This is a genomic window from Bradyrhizobium sp. BLXBL-03 (genome assembly GCF_051853015.1).
Classification (GTDB): domain Bacteria; phylum Pseudomonadota; class Alphaproteobacteria; order Rhizobiales; family Xanthobacteraceae; genus Bradyrhizobium; species Bradyrhizobium manausense.
In genome coordinates this window covers 1432091-1455462 of record NZ_CP182470.1, presented here as the reverse complement: position 1 = coordinate 1455462, position 23372 = coordinate 1432091, and the positions used below count along the sequence as shown (strand labels likewise).

Genomic DNA, 23372 nt, shown 5'->3' with positions numbered 1-23372 from the left:
TGAACGATGACGAATTAAAGCGCCAGCAACCCGCCGTCCCCATTTTCGTCGGCGAAGGCGAGCAGCGTGCCCTTGGCGTTCCAGGCAAGCCCGGCGACTGGCGGCGTGCCGTTGCGGCGGACCAGGATCTCGGCGCCGTCTTCCATCCGCACCATGAGTATGGTGCCGTCGCTGTAGCCGGCCGCCAGGATGTCGTTCCTGGGATGGCAGGCGACGACCACGACGCGCGCCTGCAATGGCGCGAGCATCGCGGGCTCCTTGCCCATCGGGCCGTCCTTGCTGGCGAATGGCCAGATGATGACGGTGTCGGCGCCCGAGGTCGCGAGACCCTTGCCGCCGGCGCTCCAGGACATCGAGCGGACGCGGCCGGGATAGCCGGTCATGCGCATGTGCCTGTTGTCGGCCAGCCGCCAGCCATGCAGCGCCGCCTCATGCATCGAGGTGACCAGGAACTTGTTGTCCGGGCTGAAGGTGACGCCGAGATGCGAGCCGGCCCAGGGCAGGAATTCGGCCGAACCTTCCATGTTCGGGAACCAGAGCGTGGCGCCATTGTAATGCGCGATCGCGAGCCGCAGGCCTTTCGGGGCGAAGGCGAGACCGCCCACGGTCGAGGGCACGTCGAGCGACTTTTCCTCGGCCTTGCCGCTCCTGACGGTCGCCGTCTTGCCGGCCGACCAGGCAAAGGCGCCATCAGGATGCAGCGCCACCGCATCGATCCAGCGCCGCTTCGGATCGGTGGCGAGCAGCGTCACCTCGCCCTTGGCGTCGAGCGCGACGACCTTGCCGTCGTCGCCGCCCATGACGAGGCGCTTGCCGTCGGAGGCGGCCGAGAGAATGCCGCCGCTGTGCACGGCAACCTTGGTGACTTCGCCGTTGTCGTCGACGAACGCAACGTTCTCCTCGCCACCGACGAAGGCGGCGCGGGGACCGAGGAAGTGCACGGAGGTCACGCCCATGCCGAGCGTCACAGGCTTGACGCGGTCGGTGACTGAGACGATCGAGGCGGAATCGGGAGGCGGCGTAAACTCTTTCATCACGAAACGATGCAGCTCTCGAAACCTTCGCGAATGGCCTTCTCCGGCAATTCGCGGCCGATGAAGACGAGGCGGCTTTCGCGCTTCTCGCCGTCCTTCCACTTCCGCTGGTGGTCGCCCTCCAGCATCATGTGGACGCCCTGGAAGACGTAGCGGTCGTCGTCATCGTGGAAGGCGAGGATGCCCTTGGAGCGCAGGATCTTGCCGCCCTCGACCTGAACCAGGTTCTGCAGCCAGGGCATGAACACGTTCGGATCGAGCGGCTTGTCGGACTTGAGCGACAGCGACTGCATGTCCTCGTCGTGATAGTGCTTCAGGCCGTGGCCGTGATCATGGTGGTGATGGTCATGGCCGTGATGATGGTGATGATCATGGTCGTGGTCATGATCATCGGCCTCGAGGAAGTCAGGCTCGATGTCGAGGATGCGGTCGAGGTCGAAGGCGCCGCGATCGAGCACGTCGGCCAGCGCGACCGAGCAGCGCTCGGTACGGTGGAGCTTCGCATAGGGGTTGATGCCGCGGATGCGGGCCTCGACTTCGGCGAGCTCGCCCTTGGTGACGAGATCGGTCTTGTTCAGCACGATGACGTCGGCGAAGGCGATCTGGTTCTTGGCCTCGGGCGCGTCCTTGAGCCGGTCGGACAGCCATTTGGCGTCGGCGACGGTAACCACCGCATCGAGGCGCGCGTTCTTCTGCACGTCCTCGTCGACGAAGAAGGTCTGGGCGACCGGCGCCGGATCGGCAAGGCCGGTGGTCTCGACGATGATGGCGTCGAACTTGCCCTTGCGCTTCATCAAGCCGTCCATGATGCGGACGAGGTCGCCGCGCACGGTGCAGCAGATGCAGCCGTTGTTCATCTCGAACACTTCCTCATCGGCACCGATGATGAGGTCGTTGTCGATGCCGATCTCGCCGAATTCGTTGACGATGACGGCGTATTTCTTGCCGTGGTTCTCCGACAGGATGCGGTTCAAAAGCGTGGTCTTGCCGGCGCCGAGATAACCGGTCAGCACGGTCACGGGAATTTTGGAGGCGGTCGCTTCAGGCATAAGAACTCCGGACGTAGGCTTGTCGCGCGACGCACAGCGAGGTCGCCCCGACGGGGTGGCCCCTGCCCTAATGGTCAAGCGCGCTGGTCAGGGCCTTTATATTGTGCCTGACCATGTCAATGTAAGTGGGTGCAGGGCCCTTTTCGCCGGTCAAACCGTCCGAAACCAGGGTCCCACCGACCTTGGCGCCGGTCTCGGCCGCGATCCGGCGGATCAGGCGGTCATCGCTGATATTTTCCAGGAAAACGGCCGGGATTTTTTGGGCCTTGATCTGCCCGATAATGGTGGCGATGTCCCGTGCGCTGGGCTCGGTTTCGGTGGAGACGCCCAGGGGCGCGATGAACTGGATGCCGTATTCGGCGGCGAAATAGCCGAAGGCATCGTGGGTCGAGATCACCTTGCGCCGTTCCGGCGGGATTTTTGCGACGGCCTCGCGGACCTCGCGGTCGAGCGCTTCGAGCTTTTCCAGGTAGGCTTTTGCCTGGGCACGGAAGACATCCGCATCGTCAGGGTCGGCGGCAGCCAGCGTGCCTGTGATGTTGGCGACGTAAATCCTGGCATTGGGGACGGACTGCCAGGCATGCGGATCGGCCGCCGAGCCGAGCTTCAATGGCGCGATGCCGGCGCTCGCCGTGACGACCTGCGCCTTGGCCCCTGATGACTGCACAAGACGCGGCAGCCACCCCTCCAGCCCAAGGCCATTGACGAAGACGAGCCTGGCCTCCGCGATGCGCTTCGCATCAGCCGGCGCCGGCGTGTAGACATGCACGTCGCTGTCAGGGCCCACCAGCGTCGTCAGGTTGATCTTGTCTCCGCCGATCGTGCGGACGAAATCCGCCAGGATCGAGAAGCTCGCGACGACGTTGAGCCGTTCAGCCGCTTGCAGTGGCGAGGCCATCAGCAGCGATGCCAGAAGCAAAAGGACGCGCATCGTCACGCCTCCAGATGCCGGCCGGGAAACATCTGCCTGACGACGCCGCCGACGCGGCCGAACAGGACCGAGGCGACGTAGATCGCCGTCGCCACCAGGATGATCGCCGGGCCCGAGGGCACGCGGGTCTGGAACGACAGCACGAGGCCGGCATAGCCTGAGACCGCCGCAGCAACCACGGCGATGCAGATCATGACGGTGAGATCGCGCGACCAGAACCGCGCAATGCCGGCCGGCAGGATCATCAAGCCAACGGCGAGAAGCGTGCCGAGCGCCTGAAAGCCGTTGACGAGGTTGACGACGACGAGCGCGAGGAAAGCGAGATGCGCAGGGCCGCCAGCCCGGCTCACGGTGCGCAAAAATAATGGATCGACACTCTCGATCACCAGCGGGCGATAGATCACCGCGAGCACCAGCAGCGTCACAGTGGCGTTGAAGGCGACCACCAGCAGCGTCTGGTCGTCCATCGCCAGGATGTTGCCGAACAAGACATGGAGCAGGTCGATATTGGTGCCCTTGATCGAGACGATGGTGACGCCGAGCGCCAGAGAGGCCAGATAGAAGGTCGCAAGCGATGCATCTTCCTTCAGCCCCGTCGAGCGCGCCACCACGCCGGCGAGGATTGCGACGGCAAAACCCGCGATGAGGCCGCCGGCCGTCATCGCGAACAGATTGAGGCCGGAGAGCAGGAAGCCGATTGCGGCGCCGGGCAGGATTGCATGCGCCATGGCATCGCCGACGAGGCTCATCCGCCGCAGCATCAGGAACACGCCGATCGGCGCGCCCGCCAGCGACAGCGCGATCACGGCGGCGAGCGCGCGCCGCATGAACTCGAATTCGGCGAACGGACCGATCAGCGCGTCATAGATCATCTGGAATCACGCCGCCCGCGAGCTGATATCGTCAGCCGCGCAGGCGGTGGCGCTGTCGTCGAAGGCCTCGCACATCCGCATCGCGACCATCAGGTTCTCCGGCGTCAGCACCTCCGCGGTCGGTCCCCAGGCCACGGGGCCGCGCGCCAGCACCAGGGTCTCGCTGAAATGGGTGCGCACCATCTCCATGTCGTGGAGTGCGGCGATCACGGTGCGGCCTTCGTGATGCCAATGCTTCACCAGCGCGAGCAGGTCGGCAATGGTTTTGCTGTCGATGGCGTTGAAGGGCTCGTCGAGCACGATCAGGCGCGCATCCTGGAGCAGCACGCGCGCGAACAGCACGCGCTGCATCTGCCCGCCCGAGAGCGTGCCGATGGGCCGGTTCTCGAAGCCGTTGAGGCCCACCGACGCGATGGCGCGAAGGATCTTTTCGCGCGCAACCCTGCCGATGCCGCCGAACAGGCCGGCCGCGCGCCACAACCCGGTGCTGACGAAATCGAATACCGAGATCGGGAAGCTGCGGTCGATGTCCGCGCTCTGCGGCAGATAGGCGATGTCGCGGGCGTCCAGCCCACCGAGATGGATGCTGCCGTCGAGCGGCCTCAGGATGCCGACGATGCCGCGCAGCAGCGTCGATTTGCCGGCGCCGTTGGGGCCGATCACGGCCACGAGCGCACCTGATGCGACCTCGCCATTGAGATGGTGCACGGCCGGGTGGCGGTCATAGCCGAGCGTGACGTTGCGGAATGCGAGTTGGGCCATGGTCACCTCATCGCCAGGACAACGATGCCCCAGAGCGCGGCGCAGACGGCCACAGCGGCCGCAAGGCGCCCGGCCATCGTCATGCGCAGGATCGACCAGGGCGCATCCTGGGCCGGATGCGGCGAGGCGGCGTCATGGACATGGGCGTGGGTGTGGTCATGCCCGTGGTCATGGGAATGGCCGTGAGAGTGGCCAGAATGACCATGGGCGTGGCCGTGATGGTGGGAGTGGGACGCGGCGGGAACCATGCAGGGATGTTATATTATAACATTACAAATGTCCACGGCCGGCTTCGGGCTTGCCGATCAACATGGCGAGGCCCATGAGCGGCAACCGCACATCAAAAAGGCGGCCGCGCGAGCGACCGCCTTTTTGGTCATTCCGGGGCGCGCGAAGCGCGAGCCCGGAATCTCGAGATTCCGGGTTCGATGCTTCGCATCGCCCCGGAATGACGAGGTGAGATCTCAGGCCTTCTCGAACAGGGACTCGACGTATTCCCAGTTCACGAGGTTCTCGACGAACGCCTTGAGATAGTCCGGACGGCGGTTGCGATAGTCGATGTAGTAGGAGTGCTCCCAGACGTCGCAGCCCAGGATCGGGGTGGCGCCGTGCACCAGCGGGTTTTCGCCGTTCGGAGTCTTGGAGATCTCGAGCTTGCCGTTCTTGACCTGGAGCCAGCACCAGCCCGAGCCGAACTGGCCGACGCCGGCCGCCTGGAAATCGGTCTTGAACTTCTCGAAGCCGCCGAGATCCTCGTCGATCTTCTTCGCGAGCTTGCCCGGCAGCTTGGTGCCGCCGCCATTGGGCTTCATCCAGCTCCAGAAGTGGATGTGGTTGTAGTGCTGGCCGGCATTGTTGAACACCGCAGGGTTCTTGCCGAATGAGCCCTTGACGATCTCCTCAAGGGACTTGCCTTCCCATTCGGTGCCCTTGAGCGCGTTGTTGCCGTTGGTGACGTAAGCCTGATGATGCTTGTCGTGGTGGAATTCCAGCGTCTCCTTCGACATGAACTGGCCGAGGGCGTCATAGGCGTAAGGGAGTGGGGGCAGCGTGAATGTCATGGGTTCTTGTCCGCAACTGGTGGGAACGTGTTCTAACGGTCACCCCTTATAGAAGGTTCCGCCGCTGTTAAATACCGCCAATTTGCGAAATTGCGTGATGCGACGGCTTGGCCGGATTGCATAAAATCAACGCAAGCGACCGCAGCAACGTGACAAGCCGCAAAATGTCATTGCGTTTGAGACGCTTATGGGAGAACGAACCAACCACGACGCGAAGATGCGAGAGAGAAGGCGATGAGCATCGAGATCGACATCCTGAACGGCGATGCCTCGTGGAAGACCGCCGAGCCGCTGCATCAGGCGGTCTGGGGCCCGCAACAGCTCGCAGACAAGCCTTGGAGGCACGTCAAATGGGCCAATGCCGATTTGCGCGTGCTGATCGAGACGCCCGAGGACGGGCTGGTCTGCCATGTCGGCATCTACTTCCGCACCGTCACCTGGAACGGGCAGAAGGTGCATGTCGGCGGTATCGGCGGCGTCTGCACGCGTGAGGATCGCCGTAACAGGGGTTATGCGACCATGGCGATCGACGCGGCGGTCCATACGATGCGCGCCAATGAGGCCGTGAAGTTCGCGATCCTGTTCTGCGAGCCGCGAAATGCCGCGTTCTACCAGGCCCGCAGCTGGCTGCCCTTCAAGGGCGAGGTCTATTGCGAGCAGCCGGAGGGACGAATTCGCTTCGATGTCATGGCGCCCTATGTCTTCAACGTCGTCCGCGCGCCGACGCTCGGCACCATCGACCTGTGCGGCCTGCCCTGGTGACAGATTCGCCGGGGCAAATGCGCGCGGGAATTTGATTCCATCAGGCGTTGCACGATTCGAATTTGCTGCTATGGAGACGCCTCCATTCCGAGGTCCCTCCCCCATGTCCTGCAGATTTGCTGTTCTCACCGTGCTTCTGGCTGCCCTGTCGGGCGCGACAACCGCAATGGCGCAGAGCGCCGAGGCAAGCGGGACCTGGCTCACCCAGGCGGGCGATGCCCGCGTCAAGATCAGCAAATGCGGCGGCGGCATCTGCGGCCACATCGTCTGGCTGCGCGAGCCCACGGACACCGCGACCGGCCAGCCCGCAACCGACAGCAAGAATCCCAATCCCGCGCTCGCCAAGCGATCGATGATCGGACTGCCGCTGTTCTCCGGCATGCAGCCCGCAGGACCGAACAAATGGTCGGGCCAGATCTACAATGCCGACGACGGCAATACCTATGCCAGCAGCGTCACCGTGACGGGAGCAGAGACCTTGCGGGTCGAAGGCTGCGTCGGCGCGCTCTGCGGCGGCGAGACCTGGAGCCGCCTGTCGCGCTAAAGCGCGATGAGATTGGGTTGAATCGTCATCGCGCTTTAGGTCCTTGTTTGAGCATGATCTTTTCGGAAAACCGCTTCACACTTTTCCGGATCATGCTTTAGCTCGCAGCCGCCGCCATCGCCTTCAGCGCCGTCGCCGCCGAGGCGTAGCCGCCGCGCGCGCCATCGATGAAGTGGACGTGATCGCTGCGCAGCGCCGAGGGCGTGAAGCAGGTCATCATGGCCGCATCCTGCGGATAGAGACCGTAGCGCACGACACCGTCGCGCGCAGCGGTGGCGAGGCGATCGCTCAAGGCGCGCTCGAGCTCCGGTGTGCAGTCGAGGATCATGCGCAGGCCGTCATCATATTTGCGGAAGTCGGAATTCTCGACCACCTGGCGCTTGTAGACCTTTGGCAGGAAGCTGCCGGCCTTGATGTCGAAGCGCATCAGGACATAGGCGAAAAACGTAAAGGCGAGCAGGCTGGCGCGGCGCTTGAACAAGGAGCCGCCACGCATCGCCCGCGCCTCATAGTCCAGCCCCTGCGGCGGCCATTTCAGCGGCGGCCCCTGCGGCGGCACGGGACGGCCCGCGTCCGGACTGCGCTCGACCAGATGGATGATGTCCTCGATCACCTTGCGGAACGCAAGCGGATCGGCCCCAGCAGCCGGCATCACCAGCACCGAGAGGATCAACCCGCGCGAGGCCGGCATCTCCTCGAAGCGGCAGGACAGGCCGGAGAGATCGGGCTGCGTGCCTGACGGCGCCTCGGTCACCGCGAACTCGCCGCGCTTCATCGCCGCATCGGCAAAGGCGAGCCCGCCGCCGGAGAACATCGCATAGGACAAATTGGCCGACGGACCGAAACGCGCAACGCGTACATCAAGGCCCTGGGCTCTTATTGCGCTCACCGGCACCAGCGCGACGCGCATCTTCAGATCCAAGTCTTCCCGCACCCATGTCGCGGTCGCGGCCAGCGCTTCGCGCGCCAGCTCGAGATCATCAGGCGCAACCGCAAAGCTCGCGCCGTCGCCGCCGAACACGAAGGGGAATTCGCGTCCCTCCAGCGCGTTCGTCACCGCCGCGATCACGGCAGCGCCCGCCATATTGACGGCCTTGTAGCGCTGCGCCGCGATCGCCTTGGTGGAATCAACGATGTCGGCGACGCCGATGCTCCAATCCGCCGGCAGCGGCGAATAGAGTTTCGGGTCCATCAGGCTGGTGAAGCCGCGGAAGACAGGGATGCTGCCGTAGAAGGATGCGGCGCTCATTGCAGAAGCCAGTCTGGTTTCAGGTCAGACGAGATACGTGGCAGGATGGACCGGGGTTCACCCCGGGGGTGTCCCATTCGAGGTCTCGATCTTTGGCTGAAATGGCGCCGGACGACAAGGTCGCGCCGTGCCGCAATGCCGCATCTCGTCATTGATCGGCATCAAACAGCCGGCCGGGGATCACGCCTACGGTTGGGTCGTCTATGGATCACATGGGACATCAGGGGTGTCTGACTTCGACAACGAGGATTCCGCCCGTCCGGTACGTCGACGTACCGGCCTGGACATCATCAGCGCCGTCAAGATGCCGGAAGGGCTGACTGCGGCCGTGGACGCCTGGGCCGAGGCGCAGCAATTGTCGCGCGCCGACGCAATCTGCAAACTGGTCGAGCTGGGTCTCAAGATCGCTCCGGCAGCACCGACGTCACCACACATCGCGGTCGGATCCGACGCCGCCAGGATCGAAGAGGTCGCCGTGCACGAGATCGAGGGACTGCTCGATCCCGCTCTGCCCACCGACGAACGCGAACGCCGCATTCGCCGTCTGACAGAGGGGCCGCCGGAATTCTCGCACGCACGGATTGATCTTCCGAAACCCCAGACGTAGGCGCGGGCGCGCGCTAATGCAGTTTTTCGCTCTCGCGCTTGCGCAAGGCGTCGAGGGCAGGATCATGACAGCCGATCAGCCGCACGAATTGCTGCGGATACATTTCGTGGCCGTGGCTGCCGGAATTCTGATGCGACATCGGCGGGCAGCGCACATCGTCCAGTTTCGCAGGCGATGGCTCCGCGGATGCCCGCCCCTTGATCGCAGCCTTGACGCTTGGCGTTGCCATGGACTGCTCCCTTTCCTTTAGGGAAGTTCGATTGACGTAACCCAATCGATGAGGCGGCATCTTACGACCAAATCCGGCTCGTTGTCATCGCGCCGGATCAACATCATTTGTCGGCCGGGTTCCGTCTCAGGCCGTATTCCCGGCGTCGATCGTGAACACGGCGCCTGTCACGTTGCGACCGCCCTCGCCCAGCAAATATTCAACCATACGCGCGACGTCGTCGGTCTCCGGCAGGCGGCGCAGCGCGCTACGGCCGGCGATGCGCTTGCGACCCTCGTCGGAGAGATTGTGCGTGAGCTCGGTATCGATGAAGCCGGGGGCAACCGCGTTGACCGTGATGCCGAGCTTGCCGACCTCTCGCGCCAGCGAGCGGGTGAAGCCGGTCGCCGCCGCCTTGGTCGCACCATAGACCGAAAGGCCGTTATATCCTGTCGTCGCGATGATCGAGGAGATGTTGATGATGCGGCCCGCGCCGTCGGCCATCATCTGCCGCGCGACATATTTGGTGAGGATGATCGGCGACAGCACGTTGAGCTGCACCAGCGCTTCGATCGCCGAATTGTGCATGGTGGCGAGCAGGCCTTCGGTGCCGAGGCCGGCATTGTTGACCAGCCCGTAAATCGGGCCGAATTCGTCGCGCACGAGCTTTGCGAACGCGGGGATCGCATCGATCACCGAGAGATCGCAGGCACGGAAATGCAGACGCCCCTCGGAGGCGGCGATCGCCGAATTGAGTTCGTCGCTCTCGCGCCGCGCAGCCGCGATCACGTTGTAGCCGGCGCCGACGAGGCGCCTGCCGATCGCAAGGCCAATGCCGCGGCTGCCGCCGGTGACAAGAACGTTATGCATCGGTGCGCGCCAGTTTGCCGGCCGGGGTGACGTCGAGCGCCTCGACAAAGCGGATCACTGCCGGCACCTTGTGCGAGGCGAGCTGGGCGCGACACTGATCCAGAATCTGGTCGCGGATCTCCTTCGCGCGTGCCGGATCGGTGCCCTCAGTGAGAATCACGTCGGCGACGACGATGCCGCCGGTAATCGGGCTGCGGCGCGACTTTGCCCGCGACATCCTGACATCGGGATGCCGATTGATCGCCGCCTCGATCTCTTCGGGGTGGACCTTGAGCCCGCCGATATTGATGATGCCGCCGCGGCGGCCGACGAAATAATAGCGGTCGCCGCGCAGCTCGACGATGTCGCCGCTGTCGACGAATCCGTCCGCATCGGTGAGCGCGGCGGCATTGCGACCGATATAGGCGTGCGCGGTGCGCGTCGAGCGAATGCGCAGCGAGCCATCGACGACCTTCATCTCGACGCCGTTGCGATTGCCGAGATAGTCGGCCGGGAAACCTTCGAGCCCGTCATTGACGGCGAAGCCGACGCCGGCCTCGGTCGAGGCATAGGCATGGCCGACGGAAGAGTTCGGGAAAGCTGCCTTCAGACCATCGAGCACGGCCTGGTCGGCGATCTCACCGGAGAGCCGAACGTAGCCGGGTGCAAACTTTGCGGCCGAGCCGCTCATCAGGAGCTTGCGCCAATGCGATGGCGTGCCGGAGATGTGGGAGACCCCGCGCGCGTTCAGCCGGGCAACGTGGTCGGCGAGCGCTTCATGCGGGTCCGACAGCACCATCGAGCCGCCGGAGAGGATGGCGCGGAGGAAGATCTGCAAGCCGCCATAGCGGCGGATGTCATAGAACGTGGCCCAGACCGGCGCGGGTCCCTTGGCAGGGCCTTCGGCAACGATCGCGCCGGTGAGCGCTTCCAGCGTGTGACCGGCGATCTTCGGCACGCCCGATGTGCCCGAGGTCAGCATCAGCCATTCGGTTGCGCGTTCGGTCTTCGCGGGCGTGGTGGCCTGAAGCGGCAATTGTGCGGTCACGACCAGCGACACGCCGGCGTCGGCCCAGCGATCGGGCTCGTCGGTGACGACCGCATCGATCCCGGCATCGGCGATCAATGCGTCAAGATGCGCCGGATTGAGGTCCGGCGGGCACAGCAGCATGCGACGGGCGATGCCGTCGAGCTCGATCATGGCAAGGCCCGAGCGGAGCTGGTCGGACAATTTCAACAGGACGGCGCGGCCGGACAGTTCGCACAAGCGGCCGCCAAGGACCGTCTGCGACAGGATATCTGTCAGCGAAACGCAATGTTGCGCGTCCGACAGCGTGCGCCCGGTCAGCTCCGGACTCAGATAGTCGCGAAGCGCAAAGATCTCACGCGGGGACATTTTCGTAGGCCCGCACGAAATCACCCACGGTGGCGGGGAACGCGGCGTCCTCGGAAATGGTGAAGGGGTCGACGCCGGTCTCGTCCTCGAGACGGGCGACCAGGATCGCGAAGGCGAGCGAATCAAAGCCTGTCTCATGCAGGGACAGATCGTCGGTGAGCGCGGGAAGCGCGACGTTCTGCTCCTTGGCGATCTGCTTGATCGCCTCGATGACCTTGGACCTTACCGACATGGCTGGCTCGCCTCTTCCTGAGTTAATCGATCTTATGTCTTGCGGCGGCTCTTGATGACCGCCTCCCATGCCGGCCTGTTTACCCGACAGAAGTAAATGGGCTCTTGGACAATTCAGATAAAATTGGACCTATCTGCGGATTTTGCCGCCTACAGCCTGATCGTACCGTTCAGGATTTGCGCATATGCGCCTGGATCGAGCGCAACATACGCGCCGGATTTCGGCTCGAGCATGTACAGCGGTTCGGCGATGCCGGCCGGGTCAAACCCCTCGCGGGCGAGATCGCCCTTCTTCTGCTTGAAGGTCTCGGTGGCATCGAGCTCACGCGAGATGCGGATGAAAACCGGACGGGCATAGGCCGGCAGGCGGCGGGCGAGATGAGCCGGCAGCGCTTCGATGTCAAAACCCTCGTTAACCACGATCGCGCTCATGCCGGCACGGCCGTCAGTGCCGGGAATGCTGACGCCATAGGTCGTGGCATCGACCACGCCGGTGAAATCGCGCACGGCGTCATTGACCTCCGAGGTCGCGACGTTCTCGCCCTTCCAGCGGAAGGTGTCGCCAATGCGATCGACGAAATGGAAGAAGCCCTTGTCGTCGAGCCGCATCAGATCGCCGGTGCGGAACCAGGCATCGCCCTTGGTAAAGACGTCGCGCAAGATCTTCTTCTCGGTCTCCTCAGCATCGGTATAGCCCTCGAAGCGGCCGCCACCCTCCTCGGCCTTGCCGATGCGGCCGATCGCCTCGCCGGCGTCGCCGCGGGCGCAGGCGATGCAGAATCCCTCGTTATTGCGCAGTGGCGTGCCGCTGTCGGGGTCGAGCTTGACGAGACTGGCCGGAAAGCGATGCGCCAGCAGCGGCGGGATGCGGCCGATCGCGCCCGGTTGGCCCTCGACATTGAACAGCGAGAAATTGCCTTCGGTCGCCGCATAGAATTCGAGAATGCGGGGAATAGCGAAGCGCGACTGGAAATCCGCCCAGATGTCGCCGCGCAGGCCGTTGCCGCAGACGAGCCGCAATCGGTGACGGTTCTCGTATTCCGACGGCGGCGCCTTGAGCAGATAGCGGCAGAGCTCGCCGATATATTGAAACAGCGTGCAATCGTACCTGACGATGTCGGGCCAGAAATTCGACGCCGAAAACTTCTCCGCGATCACCACCGAGCCTCCGGCGGCCAGCATGCTGCACGGCGCGACGATGCCGCCGACCGAATGGAACAGCGGCAGGCAGTCATACAGCCGGTCCTGCGGCGTCGCGCCGGCAAGGCCAGCAAACCAAAAACCCCAATTGAGGATGCGGCGATGGCTGATGCTGGCAGCCTTCGGCAGGCCCGTCGTGCCCGACGTATAGATCAGCAGCGCGCGGTCATCGATGGTGACCTCGCCATGCTCCTCCGGCAACAGCGCCCCGTCATCGAGCGCGGCCAGCGCAACATCGATCGCGCGTTCCCTGCGGGCATCGCCATGGGTCCAGATCTTCGCCTCGGTCTTCAGATGCGGAATCGCGCTCCCAAGCGTCTCCGTCAAGGTGTGCGCGACGATGAGATGCGAGGGCTTTGCCACATCGATGCAATGCGCGAGCGACCGACCGACAAGTTTGGTGTTCAGCAGCGCCACCACCCCGCCGACCCGGCTGATGCCAAGCCAGGCCGCGACGTAATCGATGCCGTTCGACATGATCAGGCCGATTGTGTCGCCCTTGACGACGCCAACCGAGCGTGCCCAGCGGGCATAGCGATTGATGCGTCTCGATAGGCTGTCATAGTCGAGCGCGGCATCGTCCATCACCAGCGCGACGCGGTCGGGCTGGCGCCGCGCCCAATCCTCGACGACGTCGGCGAACAGGCGGCCGGGCAGCGTCTCGATCCGGGCAGTCAGCTCTATCGCCTTCAGCCAGATCTTTGAGGCCGAAGGCGCTCGTCCGGCCTTGGCTTGCTCGATGACACCAGTGGTCATGCCGTTCATTCTTTCGCGCAGTATCAGCTTGGTCCCGGCAGCTTATCTCGCGCGGCCTGCCCAGGTGTTAAGAGACAAGGTAAAACCCGGTTAGCTCTCGATTAACCGCGATCATCCTTTACCAAGCCGGCGGGATCGGCGTGCGGCCGCGCGCGATTCTTGCGATAGCAAGTCCAGTCATTCGGATGCGCGGCGCGCGCGATGAGCTGGAGGCCACGATGATCACCAGGCGACGTTTCCTTCAGACCGCGACCTACGCTGCGGCTGGGCTCGCAGCGCCGCGCGCCTTTGCGATCGGCAACCCCTCCTATCCCTCGCGCAGCGTGAAATGGGTAGTGCCTTACGCACCGGGCGGGGCCACCGACGTGCTGTCACGACTGATCTGCCAGCGGCTGTCCGACCGGCTCGGCCAGACATTCATCGTCGAGAACAAGCCGGGCGCCGGCAGCAATATCGGCACGCAGGCCGTGATCAGCTCCGCACCGGACGGATACACGCTGCTGCTGACCTCGACCGCGAACGCGATCAACGCCTCGTTCGATCCGGCGCTGCCCTATGACTTCGCCAAGGGCATCGCGCCCGTCGCCGGCGTCGCACGCATTCCGCTGCTGCTGGTCGTCAACAACGATTTGCCGGTGAAAGACGTCGCCGACTTCATCGCCTATGCCAAGGCCAATCCCGGCAAGATGTCGATCGCCTCATCTGGCATCGGCACCTCGCTGCATCTCTCCGGCGAGCTGTTCAAGTCGATGGCCGGCGTGCAGTTCACACATGTGCCGTATCGCGGCTCCGCGCCTGCTCTGACCGACGTGATGAGCGGCCAGATCCAGGGCATGTTCGACAACGTCACGTCGTCCTTCGAGTTGGTGCGCGCCGGCAAGCTGCGCGCGCTCGGCGTCTCCACGCGCGAGCGTTCGGACGTCCTGCCTGACGTGCCGCCGATCGCGGACACGCTGCCCTTCTATGAAACATCCTCGTTTTACGGCGTCGGTGCGCCCTATGACACACCGCGCGAGATCGTCGACCTGCTCAATCGCGAGATCGATACGGCGCTCTCCGATGCCGAGATCAAGGCGCGCATTGCCGAACTCGGCGCGATCCCGCTGCATGGCAATGCCGGCGAGTTCGGCGGCATGCTCGCCGCCGAGACCGAGCGATGGCGCAAGGTGGTCGAGCTATCGGGCATCAGGAAGGAATAGCTCGCCGCTTCAGTACACCTTCTTGTGACGCCTACGTTCCGGCGGCGGCTCATTGAAAGCGAAGTACGGATTGAGGTCGCAGCTGGCCGCGCGGCCCGATGCCGAGGCGCGGCACTGCTCCAGCGACGTGAATGTGCATTCGAACCAGCCGCCGCCACCGCCACCGGCGCCGCCGGTAGCGCCCGAGTAGACGTGCATGCAAACCGGATAGTTCGGATCATACGTCTGGGCGCTGGCATCCGCCGCGACGAACAGCGCGGCGATGGCAGTGAGAGTCAGGAGTGGGAGGCGCATCGGACATTTCCTCAAATCGGTGGCGTCGACGGATCCGACGCCGACGCCCTCCTATGGCACAACACCACGCCAGTGGCGACTGTTCCTGGGGACAATGACGGCAAGGTGAGCGCGGCTCGCACTACCCGCCCAGCCCCTGCAGCACCAGGCGGTTGAGCCTCGCCGCAAACGCGGCCGGATCTTCCGGCAGCTCACCATCCAGGATCTGCGCTTGTTCGAGCAGGAGCAGGCTGAGATCATCGACCGCCGTCGAGCCGGCCTGGGCCCTGGTGATCGCCGTCACTATGGGGTGACGCAAATTGATCTCCAGGATCGGCTTGGTGCGCATGCCGCGGTTCTGCTGCGCCAGGATGCGCTCGAGCTCGCGGCTCGGACCCTGGCTGTCGGCGACGAGGCAGGAGGCGGAGCTGGTGAGGCGGGTCGAGGCCTTGACGTCGCTGACACGCTCGCCGAGCGCCGCCTTGATCACCGCAATGGTGGCGGCCTCGTCCGCGGCAGGCTCGTCCTTCTTCGCCTCGTCCTTGTCGTCGACGCGCGGGATCAGGTCGAGATTGAGATCGCCCTGGCTCAGCGACTTCAGCGGCTTGCCCTCGAACTCCGATGGCATCGAGGTCCAGAACGCATCGACTGGATCGGACAGCAGCAGCACCTCGATGCCGCGTGCGGTCGCAGCTTCCAGCCGCGGGCTGGACTTCAGCCGTTCGATGCTGTCGCCGACGAGATAATAGATCTCGGTCTGGTTCGGCTTGAAATCGGCGACGACGTCCTTGAGCGCGCGCTTCTCGCCTGACGTCGTGGTGAAGCGCGATAGCGCCAGCAGCTTCTCGCGGCGCTCGAAATCCTCGTAGATTCCCTCTTTCAGCACGGCGCCGAAGGCGTCCCAGATCTTTGCGAAATTCTCCGCATCCTTCTCGGCGAGGCTTTCGAGCTCGTTGACGACACGGGTCGCCACGGCTTTGCGGATCTGCACCAGCTGCGGGTTGTTCTGCAGCATCTCGCGCGAGATGTTGAGCGGAAGATCCTCGCTGTCGACAACGCCGCGGATGAAGCGGAGGTAGCCGGGCAACAGATCTGCATCGTCGGTGATGAAGACGCGGCGAACATAGAGCTTGACCCGGCCCTTACGGTTCGGCTCGAACAGGTCGAAGGGCTTGGTCGAGGGCGCAAACAGCAGCACGGCGTAGGAGTAGCGCCCCTCCGCGCGGTAGTGCAGCGTCATCGCGGGATCGTCGAAGGCGGAGGCGATCTGCTGATAGGCCTTCTTGTAGTCTTCCGCCGTCAGCTCGGACTTGGCGCGCTGCCACAGCGCGCTCGCCGAATTGATCTGGCGCGGCTCACCCTCTTCCGGCACCAGCTCGATGGGGAAGAGGATGTTGTCGGAATAGGCACTGACGATGCGCTCGATCTCGTAGGCTTCGAGATATTTCTTGGCGTCGTCCTTCAGGTGCAGGACGATCTCGGTGCCACGTGCAACGCGCGCCGCTTCCTCGTCACTGGCGCGCGCGATCTCGAAGCCGGAGCCGCCCGACGACGTCCAGCTCCACACGTCGCTTTCGCCGGCGCGGCGGCTGATCACGACGATCTTCTCGGCGACCATGAAGGCCGAATAGAAGCCGACGCCGAACTGGCCGATCAGGCCAAGCCCGTCCTTGGCCTCCTTCAGCTTCGACACGAAGGCCTTGGTGCCGGAGCGGGCGATGGTGCCGAGATGGTCGATCAGCTCCTGCCGCTCCATGCCGATGCCGTTATCGGCAATGGTCAGCGTCGCGGCTGCCTTGTTCGGGATGATGCGGATCTTGAGCGCATCGCCCTCGCCCAGCAGGGCCGGATTTGCGATCGCCTCATAGCGCAGCTTGTCGCAGGCATCCGAGGCGTTGGAGACCAGCTCGCGCAGGAAAATGTCGGTCTCCGAATAGACGGAATGCACCATCAGGTGCAGCAGCTCGGAAACCTCGGCCTGGAAGGGCTGCGTATGCGTGGCGGTATCGGACGTCGTCATGCGTTTACCCGGTCAATCCAAAATGGAGAAAGCCGGGATATAACGCGATGGGAGAGCGGATCAAGTGGACGCGCAGAGCCGCCCCCCGGCAGGAGGGCGTTTTTTGCGCGAGGGCCAAGTGTCGATCAGGCCGGTCAGGTCACGCAGCGACCGGGCTGCAGCAGCTTGGCGACTTCGGTCAGGGAGCTGACCATCGGCTCGCAGGCGATCGTCGGCTTGCGGCCCGGCGTCAGAAGCAACGACGCCGGCTTGGCGCTGCCGGTCTCGTTGGTCGCTGGGACCCGCAGCAGCACGGACGTATCGGCCAGGTCGTTCAACCGCATCGAGACCGTGCGCGTCGGAACCGCCGCCGGCTTCAGGTCGGCGAGGCGGTCGGACTTGCTGGTGCGATTGACGTTATGAGTTGCGAGGTTGCGGCCCGACGTCTGGCCCGGCTGGTCAGCGAGCGCTTCCCAGCGGTCGGCCAGATCCTGGCCGGAAGCCAGCTGCACGGCGCCGACCTGGACGGCGCCAAGCGTCGCGACGAGCGCAACGGCACCAAAAAATACCTTTTGAATCTGTGACATGATTATTGGTCCCTCGCCCCATGGCGATCGCGGGAACAACGCGAGGGGAGGACCGGAGTTTCCCAAAAGTTAAGATCACTTAACCGTGTGCCAAATTCACACCAGAGCGCACAAAAAGCCGCAAAAAATTTTGCGCCCGCCTGGAACGACTCTCGTGCCCGGGAGTCGTCTCAACAGCCGGCTATTCCCCCCTGCCCCATAAGCCGGCGACGTAGGGCGCGACTGTGGTGATGCCAGTCGCGCCTTACTTTTTTCTGCGGAAAGTTTGCGACATTTCGCTACCGCCCCACCATCCGCCCCACCACTGATACGGCGCGAACACCCGACTGACCGGAACCGCGGGGGACCACGGTGCCCCCACCGCGCTTGGAATCGGCGCTGGACTGGGAGAGGGGAATGGGTTCGCCGGCCAACGGTGCGGGCCGGACTTGGGCAGCCGGGCTCAACGTCGGGTCAGCCCGTAACCTCGGACGCAGCCCAATCCCAAGACCGCTGCTACGAAATACCTTCGGCTCGGTCCGTCGTTGAACAATTGAGATCGAGCAGGGAGTGGAGCGAGCGAACCAGTACGAGTCGGCGACGTCCAACGGTTCTCGTGTCGAGCTGCCCTGCTCCTATGAGTTCATAGAGTTTGGTCCGGCCCAAGCCGGTCGCCTGACACGCTTCATCAATCGTACAGGTCAAGCGCTGCGCGAAGGGGATTTTTGGGTCTGAGGATAAGCTCCGTCCGATCTGCTCTCCGCCGTTTCTCTGTCCTAGATGCCGACGCATAGCCACCCCTATTGGCTCATCAAAAATATTGGCTCATCAAAAATAGATTCGCCGTGCGTCCCAAAGTCGTCAATGCGAACACCCGCGCGCTGTTGTGTACGTAAGCGCACGTCAGCGGTGACTATAAAGCTCTTGGATATTAGTTTCGGCGCGGGATATTTTGCAGAAACTAACTCTAGTCCATGGCTAAGCCCTGGGGCTCATGTGAAGCCCGGCTCGTTCCAGAAGCCAGTTTCGCTCGGGACGTCGAGAGGGAGCCTCTGGCGGTGTCGCCAGCGTCGGGACTGGGACCGCGATGGGCTTGACCTCAACGTCGTCACGGTAGACATGTCGGGGACTGCTCGGCCGCCTGAAAGGGCCCTCGTCAATTTTACCTGCAGCGCCGCACGGAATTTGCGGGCCAGGAAAGACTTGACCTGACCATCAGTTGCGTCACTCGCTGGTGAGACCCGACTAAGCCGAATACATCCGTATCCAGCGATGGTGCCGGATGAGCTTGGCGATGCCGCTTGTGAACAAGTTTGTTCCACCCGACGCGAGCGTGCTTGATCCGTTCTGCGGTTCGGGGCGGCTCCTTGCCGCGGCGACGGAAGCGTCTTTGCGGGTGGGTACGGTGACTCTCTTCCACCGTGCAGTACGGCGCGGGTTCGTCTCTTTGCCTTTCTATTGATAGCAGCTGTCTAGGCGGGACGACGATCGATCGTGAGCCCTGGTTTAGCTTAAAATCGTATTGGTCCGGGTGGGATCACAGCCCGCATGCTGCGTCGGTTTCCAAATTCTTTGCGACTACGATGCGGTTTGCGACGGCCTGGTTGACCATCTAGAGCATGATGTATTTACACGGAAACATAGCCTGAGTTTTGAAGTAGTTGGTGCACTCCTCCTGGGAGAAGAGATCGAGGAGTTCACCAACCTTCCGCCAGGTTGCCCCTCCACGTCACAAGGTTCTGCGGATCGCATGAGGTGTTTGAGTTTGGCGAAGACCTGCTCGATCGGGTTGAGGTCAGGGCTGTAGGGCGGCAAGAAGATAGGGTAGGCTCCTCTGGCGCGGATAGCTTGGCGAGCCGCTTTGCCCTTGTGGCTGCCATGATTGTCGAGAACGACGATCTCGCCCGGTGCGAGGGTGGGTGCCAACACCTTCTCGACGTACAGCGTGAAGAGTTCACCATTGAGGGGACCATCAATCACCCAAGGCGCACTGATCCGATCATGACGCAGCGCCGCGATGAAGGTCATGGTCTTCCAATGGGCGAAAGGTGCAGATGCTTGGAGGCGCTGCCCACAAGGCCCCCAGCCGCGTAGCGGCGCCATATTGGTCTTGATCCACGTCTCGTCAATGAAAGCCAGCCGCGTGACGTCAATCCTGCCTTGATGCGCTTTCCATCGGGTCCGCATACGGGCGACGTCTGGAATGAGGACTGGCTCGAGGCCCATCCCAACGTGCAATGTATTTCACGCCGACAAGCGCGTCCTGGCTCAATCAGGTCGAGGTATGGTTTTCGATCCTGCGACGTAGAGGCCGACAACATTGCCGGCTTTGGCCGTAAAGTCCGGGTCGTTGCTCTCGCACCAGGACTTACGAGCCGCCAGGTCAATCTTGTGGCCGCGCAGGAACCGCCAGACATATTGGACGTCACATCGCCCAGCGCCTCGGCCAGCAGAGGGCCGTCCAGCACGCGGCTTTCCCCCCCGCCTTCCCTTGGCAGAGGCCTTCTTCAGGACTTCGACTTCACGATAGACGCACAGGATCTCCGCCATCTTCTGTTCGAACTCGGCGTCGCGATTTTCGAGATAATAGCGCACCTTGTGCGACTTGATTTCCTCTTGGCCGAGGATCTTGCACACCGTTCCTTGGACCAAATTGGCAAAACACGCATGCCCTGCCCCCGGCCTGTGCTCGCGTGCATGGCGCGCCAGCAACCGCGTCGTCCACAACTCATGCGGATAGCCGTGCACCTTGGCCTTGTCGCATGCCAACGACACCAGCCAGGCTTTGGCCTCAGCCGTGATCGTTGGCCGTCTACACCACCGCTACTGCCGCAACGGTGCTCTTAGCTACTAACCGGCAACAGCGCCTAATCTAAGCCTGCTCGCGGCAGTTCCGCCGTTCACTGTTGTGGGCGCTCTCGCTTTGCTCATGACCAGTGAGGGCGTTTTATGGGATCTCCAGCAAAGCCGGTGGAACTTGTCACGCTACGCCATTGTGGCTGGATCGATTGACCTTACATGGTGTCGCGCTGCTGGCTCTTTGCGCTGTGATCATGGTACTCTTCGTGCTGCAGCGTCAAAGTCGTGGATCAATTCTGGTGCTGGGAGCGATCCCGGTACTAACCACGCTACTCGTGGAGTACTTGCTATACCGATAGCTGGTCGAAACTTATATCTCGAGTTTCGAAGTGGCCGTCCTTTTTCTACGCCATAACATTCGATTCAACGACCGAGCAAAAAGGCCTGCCTTTTCTCAAGTTATCGTTGCATCCTACTGGGATGAAGCGCGCGAGATTGATGGGAGTAGTCGATCGCGTACCAGGGCGCGCAACCTCAGGCGAATTAGATCCTGCTTTGGTCCGATTTGTTGAAGCACTTGCAATCGCCGATGCTAGGCGCGATCATCTTCTCGATAGCGAGCGCCTCATGAAGAACTATCTTGATGCCGCTGGCGACAAGCCCATCAGGACTGGTATTCGAGATGAAACCCGCGGCGATCTATGCTCGGTTCTCCACCGAGCTTCAAAACGAAAAATCGACTGAAGACCAGATTGCGCTGTGCCGCGCCTATGCGGCTCGTCACCAACTCGATGTCGTTGCTACCTTTGAAGACAAGGCGCGTTCTGGGGCATCGGTATTCGGCCGCGATGGTTTGATGCAGCTTATGGACGCTGCACGTCAGCATCGTTTCACGGTGGTGATCGTAGAGGCATTGGACCGGCTCTCACGTGACATGGAGGATCTGGCCGGCATCCACAAAAGACTGTCTTTCCAGGGGATCGAGATTCAGGCGGTCCATGATGGCACTGCGGACTCAATTTTGATTGGAATCCGCGGCCTCGTCGGACAGATGCAGCGCGAGGACGGGGCGAAGAAAGTCCGCCGCGGTATGGCCGGCGTAGTGCGCGATGGTCGACACGCGGGAGGGCGTGCGTACGGATATCGAGCAATAGCCGGCAAACCCGGTGAGCTCGAAATCGTCGAAGACGAAGCTACGATCGTCCGACGGATTTTTGCATCATACGCAGCCGGACGAGGGCCCCGAGAGATCGCGCAGGATCTCAATCGGGAAAACATCCATCCACCGCGAGGTCGGCGATGGAATGCGTCGACGATCAACGGCAACGCCAAGCGCGGGACGGGGCTCATCTTCAATGAACTCTATGCTGGCCGTATTGTCTGGAACAAGGTCCGGATGGTGAAGGATCCCGATACAGGCAAACGATTGTCTCGCCCCAACCCTCGCGAGGAGTGGCAGAGCATTGATGTGCCTCAACTGCGGATCGTCGAACAGTCGGTTTGGGAGCAGGCGCAGGCCCTGAAGACTGAGAAGGGGCATTTGGCCAGCCACATGAAGCGACGGGCGCCGCATCTCCTATCGGGTCTGCTGCGGTGCGGTTGTTGCGGATCTGGCATGTCAGTTCACGATCGCGACAAGACCGGAAAGACCAGGATTCGCTGCTCGGCTGTGCGCGAGAATGGCAGTTGTTCGAATCGCAGGATCATCTATCTGCGTGACATCGAAAGACTTGTGCTCAGCGGCATGGTCGAGGAGTTGAAGGACCCACGGCTGATCGAGACCTACGTCCGCAACTACAACAGTGAGCGAGAGCGGCTTGCGGGGAACGCTTCCGCGGAGCGCCTTCGGCTAGAGGCTAAACGTGACCGGATCGAAGGCGAGCGTCAGCGCAACATTGATCTCGTGATCAGGTATGTGATTTCTGAGGAGGATGCCAAGCAACGGATTGCGGAGCTGAAGGATGAGCGGTTGCGCGTCGAGGCGGAACTGGCTGCCCTCGAGGAGGCCCCTACCCCCATCTCTCTGCATCCGGCAACGCTGGACCGCTACATCGAGACCGTCAATGCGCTTGCCGACACGATCGCAAGCCACGCAAGCGCGGAGGACGACCGCGGCACGTTGGTCGCTGACTTCAGGTCGCTTGTGCACAGCGTCATTATCCACCCCAAGGGCCCTTGGGAAGGCTTCGAGGTCGAGGTCAAGGGAAAGCTGGCCGCACTGGTCGGCGGAGGGCTCTTTCCGGAGGCCCACCATAATAGTGGGTCATACGTGGTAGCGGGGGAGGGACTCGAACCCCCGACCCCAGGATTATGATTCCCGTGCTCTAACCAGCTGAGCTACCCCGCCACGAGCCGATCGCGGCGGCCGAAACGGCCGATCTCGCGAACGCGCGGCATATAAGGAAGGGGGCGGTGGGAAGTCAATCCGCCTTCGCTAAAAGCTTCGGCGCGACAAGGCCGTTTGGGGCTGATTTCGCACCGGAATCCACGATTTTAGGCGGCGGGCGGGTGATTTCGGACACCAGGCTCGCAGAGAGTCCCCCTCACCCGGAATCCGCGCTTCCCGCGCGGATTCCGGCCTCTCCCCGCAGGCGGGGAGAGGTGAAGTGACGCGGAGCGCGCGGAAATTCTCTTATTTCGGCTTCACATTGGGGTCGCCGCCGGGGCTGCCGGGGGGCGGGATCACGGGCATTTTGCCGTCGGTTGACGGCGCCGGGGCGTGCATTTCGGGGTCGACGCCGGCGGGCGGGCAGAGCACGCCGTCGGATTTGGCCAATTTATCGCCGAGCGGTTCCCTCGATTGACCGGTGGTGGTGCCGTCGGGCGCGGTGGCGCGGTTGGGGCGCTCCTGCGGGGCGCAGTCGGCGGCGGCGTGTTGCGGGGATGGCGGCGCGGTCGCTTGCGGCGGCGTCGCCGGGGCGGGCGGGGCCTGTGCGATCGCCGGCCCAAAGGCTGCGATCACGAGACCCGCAAAGATGATGTTTGATGTCGTGCGCATGGGAAGGAAACGCGCTAGGCGCGCGCG

The 23372-nt window shown here is 63.2% G+C and carries 23 protein-coding genes, 1 tRNA gene and 2 pseudogenes; 5 read left to right on the top strand and 21 right to left on the bottom strand.

Going from position 1 to position 23372, the window contains the following annotated elements; translation table 11 throughout:
• Positions 1-14: 14 nt before the first annotated feature.
• The 7 genes from ACNJX9_RS06955 to ACNJX9_RS06925 form a co-directional block, all read right to left on the bottom strand.
• A complete protein-coding gene (locus ACNJX9_RS06955; protein ID WP_439408242.1) occupies positions 15-1034 on the bottom strand; it encodes a WD40 repeat domain-containing protein in 1020 nt (339 codons plus the stop codon).
• Positions 1034-2083 carry a CobW family GTP-binding protein gene (locus ACNJX9_RS06950; RefSeq protein WP_439408241.1) on the bottom strand — a complete coding sequence of 350 codons (1050 nt, stop codon included), beginning with the start codon at positions 2081-2083 and terminating at the stop codon, positions 1034-1036. Before ACNJX9_RS06950 ends, ACNJX9_RS06955 begins: the two co-directional genes overlap by 1 nt.
• Positions 2084-2150: 67 nt before the next feature.
• Entirely contained in the window at positions 2151-3014 is an 864-nt protein-coding gene (locus ACNJX9_RS06945) for a metal ABC transporter solute-binding protein, Zn/Mn family (protein ID WP_439408240.1), read from the bottom strand.
• 2 nt (positions 3015-3016) lie between these two features.
• Positions 3017-3886 (bottom strand): metal ABC transporter permease, encoded by an 870-nt coding sequence (locus ACNJX9_RS06940; protein WP_057752842.1) that lies wholly within the window; start codon positions 3884-3886, stop codon positions 3017-3019.
• 6 nt (positions 3887-3892) lie between these two features.
• Positions 3893-4648: a metal ABC transporter ATP-binding protein gene (locus ACNJX9_RS06935; protein ID WP_057752844.1), complete on the bottom strand. Its 756-nt coding sequence runs from the start codon at positions 4646-4648 to the stop codon at positions 3893-3895.
• A 2-nt stretch (positions 4649-4650) separates the two neighbouring features.
• Positions 4651-4896 (bottom strand): hypothetical protein, encoded by a 246-nt coding sequence (locus tag ACNJX9_RS06930; RefSeq protein WP_439408239.1) that lies wholly within the window; start codon positions 4894-4896, stop codon positions 4651-4653.
• 216 nt (positions 4897-5112) lie between these two features.
• Positions 5113-5709 carry a superoxide dismutase gene (locus ACNJX9_RS06925; protein ID WP_057752848.1) on the bottom strand — a complete coding sequence of 199 codons (597 nt, stop codon included), beginning with the start codon at positions 5707-5709 and terminating at the stop codon, positions 5113-5115.
• A 234-nt stretch (positions 5710-5943) separates the two neighbouring features.
• Between ACNJX9_RS06925 and ACNJX9_RS06920 the strand changes: the two genes are divergently transcribed.
• Positions 5944-6471, top strand: coding sequence for a GNAT family N-acetyltransferase (locus tag ACNJX9_RS06920; protein ID WP_439408238.1), 528 nt, complete (start codon positions 5944-5946; stop codon positions 6469-6471).
• Positions 6472-6574: 103 nt separating this feature from the next.
• The gene (locus tag ACNJX9_RS06915; protein WP_057752852.1) at positions 6575-7015 is read left to right on the top strand and encodes a DUF2147 domain-containing protein; all 441 of its coding nucleotides are present in this window, start codon (positions 6575-6577) and stop codon (positions 7013-7015) included.
• 97 nt (positions 7016-7112) lie between these two features.
• Here the strand turns inward: ACNJX9_RS06915 and ACNJX9_RS06910 are convergent, their stop codons facing one another.
• Positions 7113-8264 carry a DUF3095 domain-containing protein gene (locus tag ACNJX9_RS06910; protein WP_057752854.1) on the bottom strand — a complete coding sequence of 384 codons (1152 nt, stop codon included), beginning with the start codon at positions 8262-8264 and terminating at the stop codon, positions 7113-7115.
• A 226-nt stretch (positions 8265-8490) separates the two neighbouring features.
• Between ACNJX9_RS06910 and ACNJX9_RS06905 the strand changes: the two genes are divergently transcribed.
• Positions 8491-8871 (top strand): hypothetical protein, encoded by a 381-nt coding sequence (locus ACNJX9_RS06905; protein WP_439408237.1) that lies wholly within the window; start codon positions 8491-8493, stop codon positions 8869-8871.
• A gap of 13 nt (positions 8872-8884) precedes the next feature.
• Here ACNJX9_RS06905 and ACNJX9_RS06900 read toward each other — a convergent pair whose 3' ends face one another.
• The 5 genes from ACNJX9_RS06900 to ACNJX9_RS06880 all read right to left on the bottom strand — a co-directional run bounded on the left by ACNJX9_RS06900 (position 8885) and on the right by ACNJX9_RS06880 (position 13520).
• Positions 8885-9100, bottom strand: coding sequence for a hypothetical protein (locus ACNJX9_RS06900; RefSeq protein ID WP_439408236.1), 216 nt, complete (start codon positions 9098-9100; stop codon positions 8885-8887).
• A 126-nt stretch (positions 9101-9226) separates the two neighbouring features.
• A complete protein-coding gene (locus ACNJX9_RS06895; RefSeq protein WP_057752856.1) occupies positions 9227-9949 on the bottom strand; it encodes an SDR family NAD(P)-dependent oxidoreductase in 723 nt (240 codons plus the stop codon).
• On the bottom strand, positions 9942-11324 hold the full coding sequence (locus ACNJX9_RS06890) for a class I adenylate-forming enzyme family protein (RefSeq protein ID WP_439408235.1): 1383 nt from the start codon (positions 11322-11324) through the stop codon (positions 9942-9944). The genes ACNJX9_RS06895 and ACNJX9_RS06890 overlap by 8 nt, the downstream gene beginning before the upstream one ends.
• The gene (locus ACNJX9_RS06885; RefSeq protein ID WP_220002324.1) at positions 11311-11556 is read right to left on the bottom strand and encodes an acyl carrier protein; all 246 of its coding nucleotides are present in this window, start codon (positions 11554-11556) and stop codon (positions 11311-11313) included. Before ACNJX9_RS06885 ends, ACNJX9_RS06890 begins: the two co-directional genes overlap by 14 nt.
• Positions 11557-11705: 149 nt before the next feature.
• Positions 11706-13520, bottom strand: coding sequence for a long-chain-acyl-CoA synthetase (locus tag ACNJX9_RS06880; RefSeq protein WP_439408234.1), 1815 nt, complete (start codon positions 13518-13520; stop codon positions 11706-11708).
• Between the two features lie 209 nt (positions 13521-13729).
• On the opposite strand from ACNJX9_RS06880, the gene ACNJX9_RS06875 reads away from it, so the two are divergent.
• Positions 13730-14710 (top strand): Bug family tripartite tricarboxylate transporter substrate binding protein, encoded by a 981-nt coding sequence (locus ACNJX9_RS06875; protein WP_439408233.1) that lies wholly within the window; start codon positions 13730-13732, stop codon positions 14708-14710.
• Positions 14711-14719: 9 nt separating this feature from the next.
• Here ACNJX9_RS06875 and ACNJX9_RS06870 read toward each other — a convergent pair whose 3' ends face one another.
• The 6 genes and pseudogenes from ACNJX9_RS06870 to ACNJX9_RS06845 form a co-directional block, all read right to left on the bottom strand.
• A complete protein-coding gene (locus tag ACNJX9_RS06870) occupies positions 14720-15004 on the bottom strand; it encodes a DUF3551 domain-containing protein (protein ID WP_057752865.1) in 285 nt (94 codons plus the stop codon).
• A 121-nt stretch (positions 15005-15125) separates the two neighbouring features.
• Positions 15126-17003 carry a molecular chaperone HtpG gene (htpG, locus tag ACNJX9_RS06865; RefSeq protein WP_439408232.1) on the bottom strand — a complete coding sequence of 626 codons (1878 nt, stop codon included), beginning with the start codon at positions 17001-17003 and terminating at the stop codon, positions 15126-15128.
• A gap of 134 nt (positions 17004-17137) precedes the next feature.
• Entirely contained in the window at positions 17138-17569 is a 432-nt protein-coding gene (locus ACNJX9_RS06860; RefSeq protein WP_057752869.1) for a hypothetical protein, read from the bottom strand.
• Between the two features lie 495 nt (positions 17570-18064).
• On the bottom strand, positions 18065-18340 hold the full coding sequence (locus tag ACNJX9_RS06855) for a helix-turn-helix domain-containing protein (RefSeq protein WP_083514494.1): 276 nt from the start codon (positions 18338-18340) through the stop codon (positions 18065-18067).
• An 836-nt stretch (positions 18341-19176) separates the two neighbouring features.
• Positions 19177-19750: pseudogene (locus ACNJX9_RS06850) on the bottom strand (IS630 family transposase); the annotation flags it as partial.
• A 96-nt stretch (positions 19751-19846) separates the two neighbouring features.
• A pseudogene (locus ACNJX9_RS06845) lies at positions 19847-20007 on the bottom strand (IS630 family transposase); the annotation flags it as partial.
• A 983-nt stretch (positions 20008-20990) separates the two neighbouring features.
• Here ACNJX9_RS06845 and ACNJX9_RS06840 point away from each other — a divergent pair.
• On the top strand, positions 20991-22661 hold the full coding sequence (locus tag ACNJX9_RS06840) for a recombinase family protein (RefSeq protein ID WP_439410018.1): 1671 nt from the start codon (positions 20991-20993) through the stop codon (positions 22659-22661).
• On the opposite strand, the gene ACNJX9_RS06835 is transcribed toward ACNJX9_RS06840, so the two are convergent.
• Positions 22618-22694: transfer RNA gene (locus ACNJX9_RS06835), tRNA-Met, on the bottom strand. The genes ACNJX9_RS06840 and ACNJX9_RS06835 overlap by 44 nt on opposite strands.
• A gap of 285 nt (positions 22695-22979) precedes the next feature.
• Positions 22980-23345: a hypothetical protein gene (locus ACNJX9_RS06830; protein WP_439408231.1), complete on the bottom strand. Its 366-nt coding sequence runs from the start codon at positions 23343-23345 to the stop codon at positions 22980-22982.
• Positions 23346-23372: the final 27 nt, after the last annotated feature.

Coding starts and splice junctions, on each gene's coding strand:
- ACNJX9_RS06955 (WP_439408242.1), bottom strand. CDS start 1,034: ATGAAAGAGTTTACGCCGCCTCCCGATTCCGCCTCGATCGTCTCAGTC.
- ACNJX9_RS06950 (WP_439408241.1), bottom strand. CDS start 2,083: ATGCCTGAAGCGACCGCCTCCAAAATTCCCGTGACCGTGCTGACCGGT.
- ACNJX9_RS06945 (WP_439408240.1), bottom strand. CDS start 3,014: ATGCGCGTCCTTTTGCTTCTGGCATCGCTGCTGATGGCCTCGCCACTG.
- ACNJX9_RS06940 (WP_057752842.1), bottom strand. CDS start 3,886: ATGATCTATGACGCGCTGATCGGTCCGTTCGCCGAATTCGAGTTCATG.
- ACNJX9_RS06935 (WP_057752844.1), bottom strand. CDS start 4,648: ATGGCCCAACTCGCATTCCGCAACGTCACGCTCGGCTATGACCGCCAC.
- ACNJX9_RS06930 (WP_439408239.1), bottom strand. CDS start 4,896: ATGGTTCCCGCCGCGTCCCACTCCCACCATCACGGCCACGCCCATGGT.
- ACNJX9_RS06925 (WP_057752848.1), bottom strand. CDS start 5,709: ATGACATTCACGCTGCCCCCACTCCCTTACGCCTATGACGCCCTCGGC.
- ACNJX9_RS06920 (WP_439408238.1), top strand. CDS start 5,944: ATGAGCATCGAGATCGACATCCTGAACGGCGATGCCTCGTGGAAGACC.
- ACNJX9_RS06915 (WP_057752852.1), top strand. CDS start 6,575: ATGTCCTGCAGATTTGCTGTTCTCACCGTGCTTCTGGCTGCCCTGTCG.
- ACNJX9_RS06910 (WP_057752854.1), bottom strand. CDS start 8,264: ATGAGCGCCGCATCCTTCTACGGCAGCATCCCTGTCTTCCGCGGCTTC.
- ACNJX9_RS06900 (WP_439408236.1), bottom strand. CDS start 9,100: ATGGCAACGCCAAGCGTCAAGGCTGCGATCAAGGGGCGGGCATCCGCG.
- ACNJX9_RS06895 (WP_057752856.1), bottom strand. CDS start 9,949: ATGCATAACGTTCTTGTCACCGGCGGCAGCCGCGGCATTGGCCTTGCG.
- ACNJX9_RS06890 (WP_439408235.1), bottom strand. CDS start 11,324: ATGTCCCCGCGTGAGATCTTTGCGCTTCGCGACTATCTGAGTCCGGAG.
- ACNJX9_RS06885 (WP_220002324.1), bottom strand. CDS start 11,556: ATGTCGGTAAGGTCCAAGGTCATCGAGGCGATCAAGCAGATCGCCAAG.
- ACNJX9_RS06880 (WP_439408234.1), bottom strand. CDS start 13,520: ATGAACGGCATGACCACTGGTGTCATCGAGCAAGCCAAGGCCGGACGA.
- ACNJX9_RS06875 (WP_439408233.1), top strand. CDS start 13,730: ATGATCACCAGGCGACGTTTCCTTCAGACCGCGACCTACGCTGCGGCT.
- ACNJX9_RS06870 (WP_057752865.1), bottom strand. CDS start 15,004: ATGCGCCTCCCACTCCTGACTCTCACTGCCATCGCCGCGCTGTTCGTC.
- htpG (WP_439408232.1), bottom strand. CDS start 17,003: ATGACGACGTCCGATACCGCCACGCATACGCAGCCCTTCCAGGCCGAG.
- ACNJX9_RS06860 (WP_057752869.1), bottom strand. CDS start 17,569: ATGTCACAGATTCAAAAGGTATTTTTTGGTGCCGTTGCGCTCGTCGCG.
- ACNJX9_RS06855 (WP_083514494.1), bottom strand. CDS start 18,340: ATGCGTCGGCATCTAGGACAGAGAAACGGCGGAGAGCAGATCGGACGG.
- ACNJX9_RS06840 (WP_439410018.1), top strand. CDS start 20,991: ATGCCGCTGGCGACAAGCCCATCAGGACTGGTATTCGAGATGAAACCC.
- ACNJX9_RS06830 (WP_439408231.1), bottom strand. CDS start 23,345: ATGCGCACGACATCAAACATCATCTTTGCGGGTCTCGTGATCGCAGCC.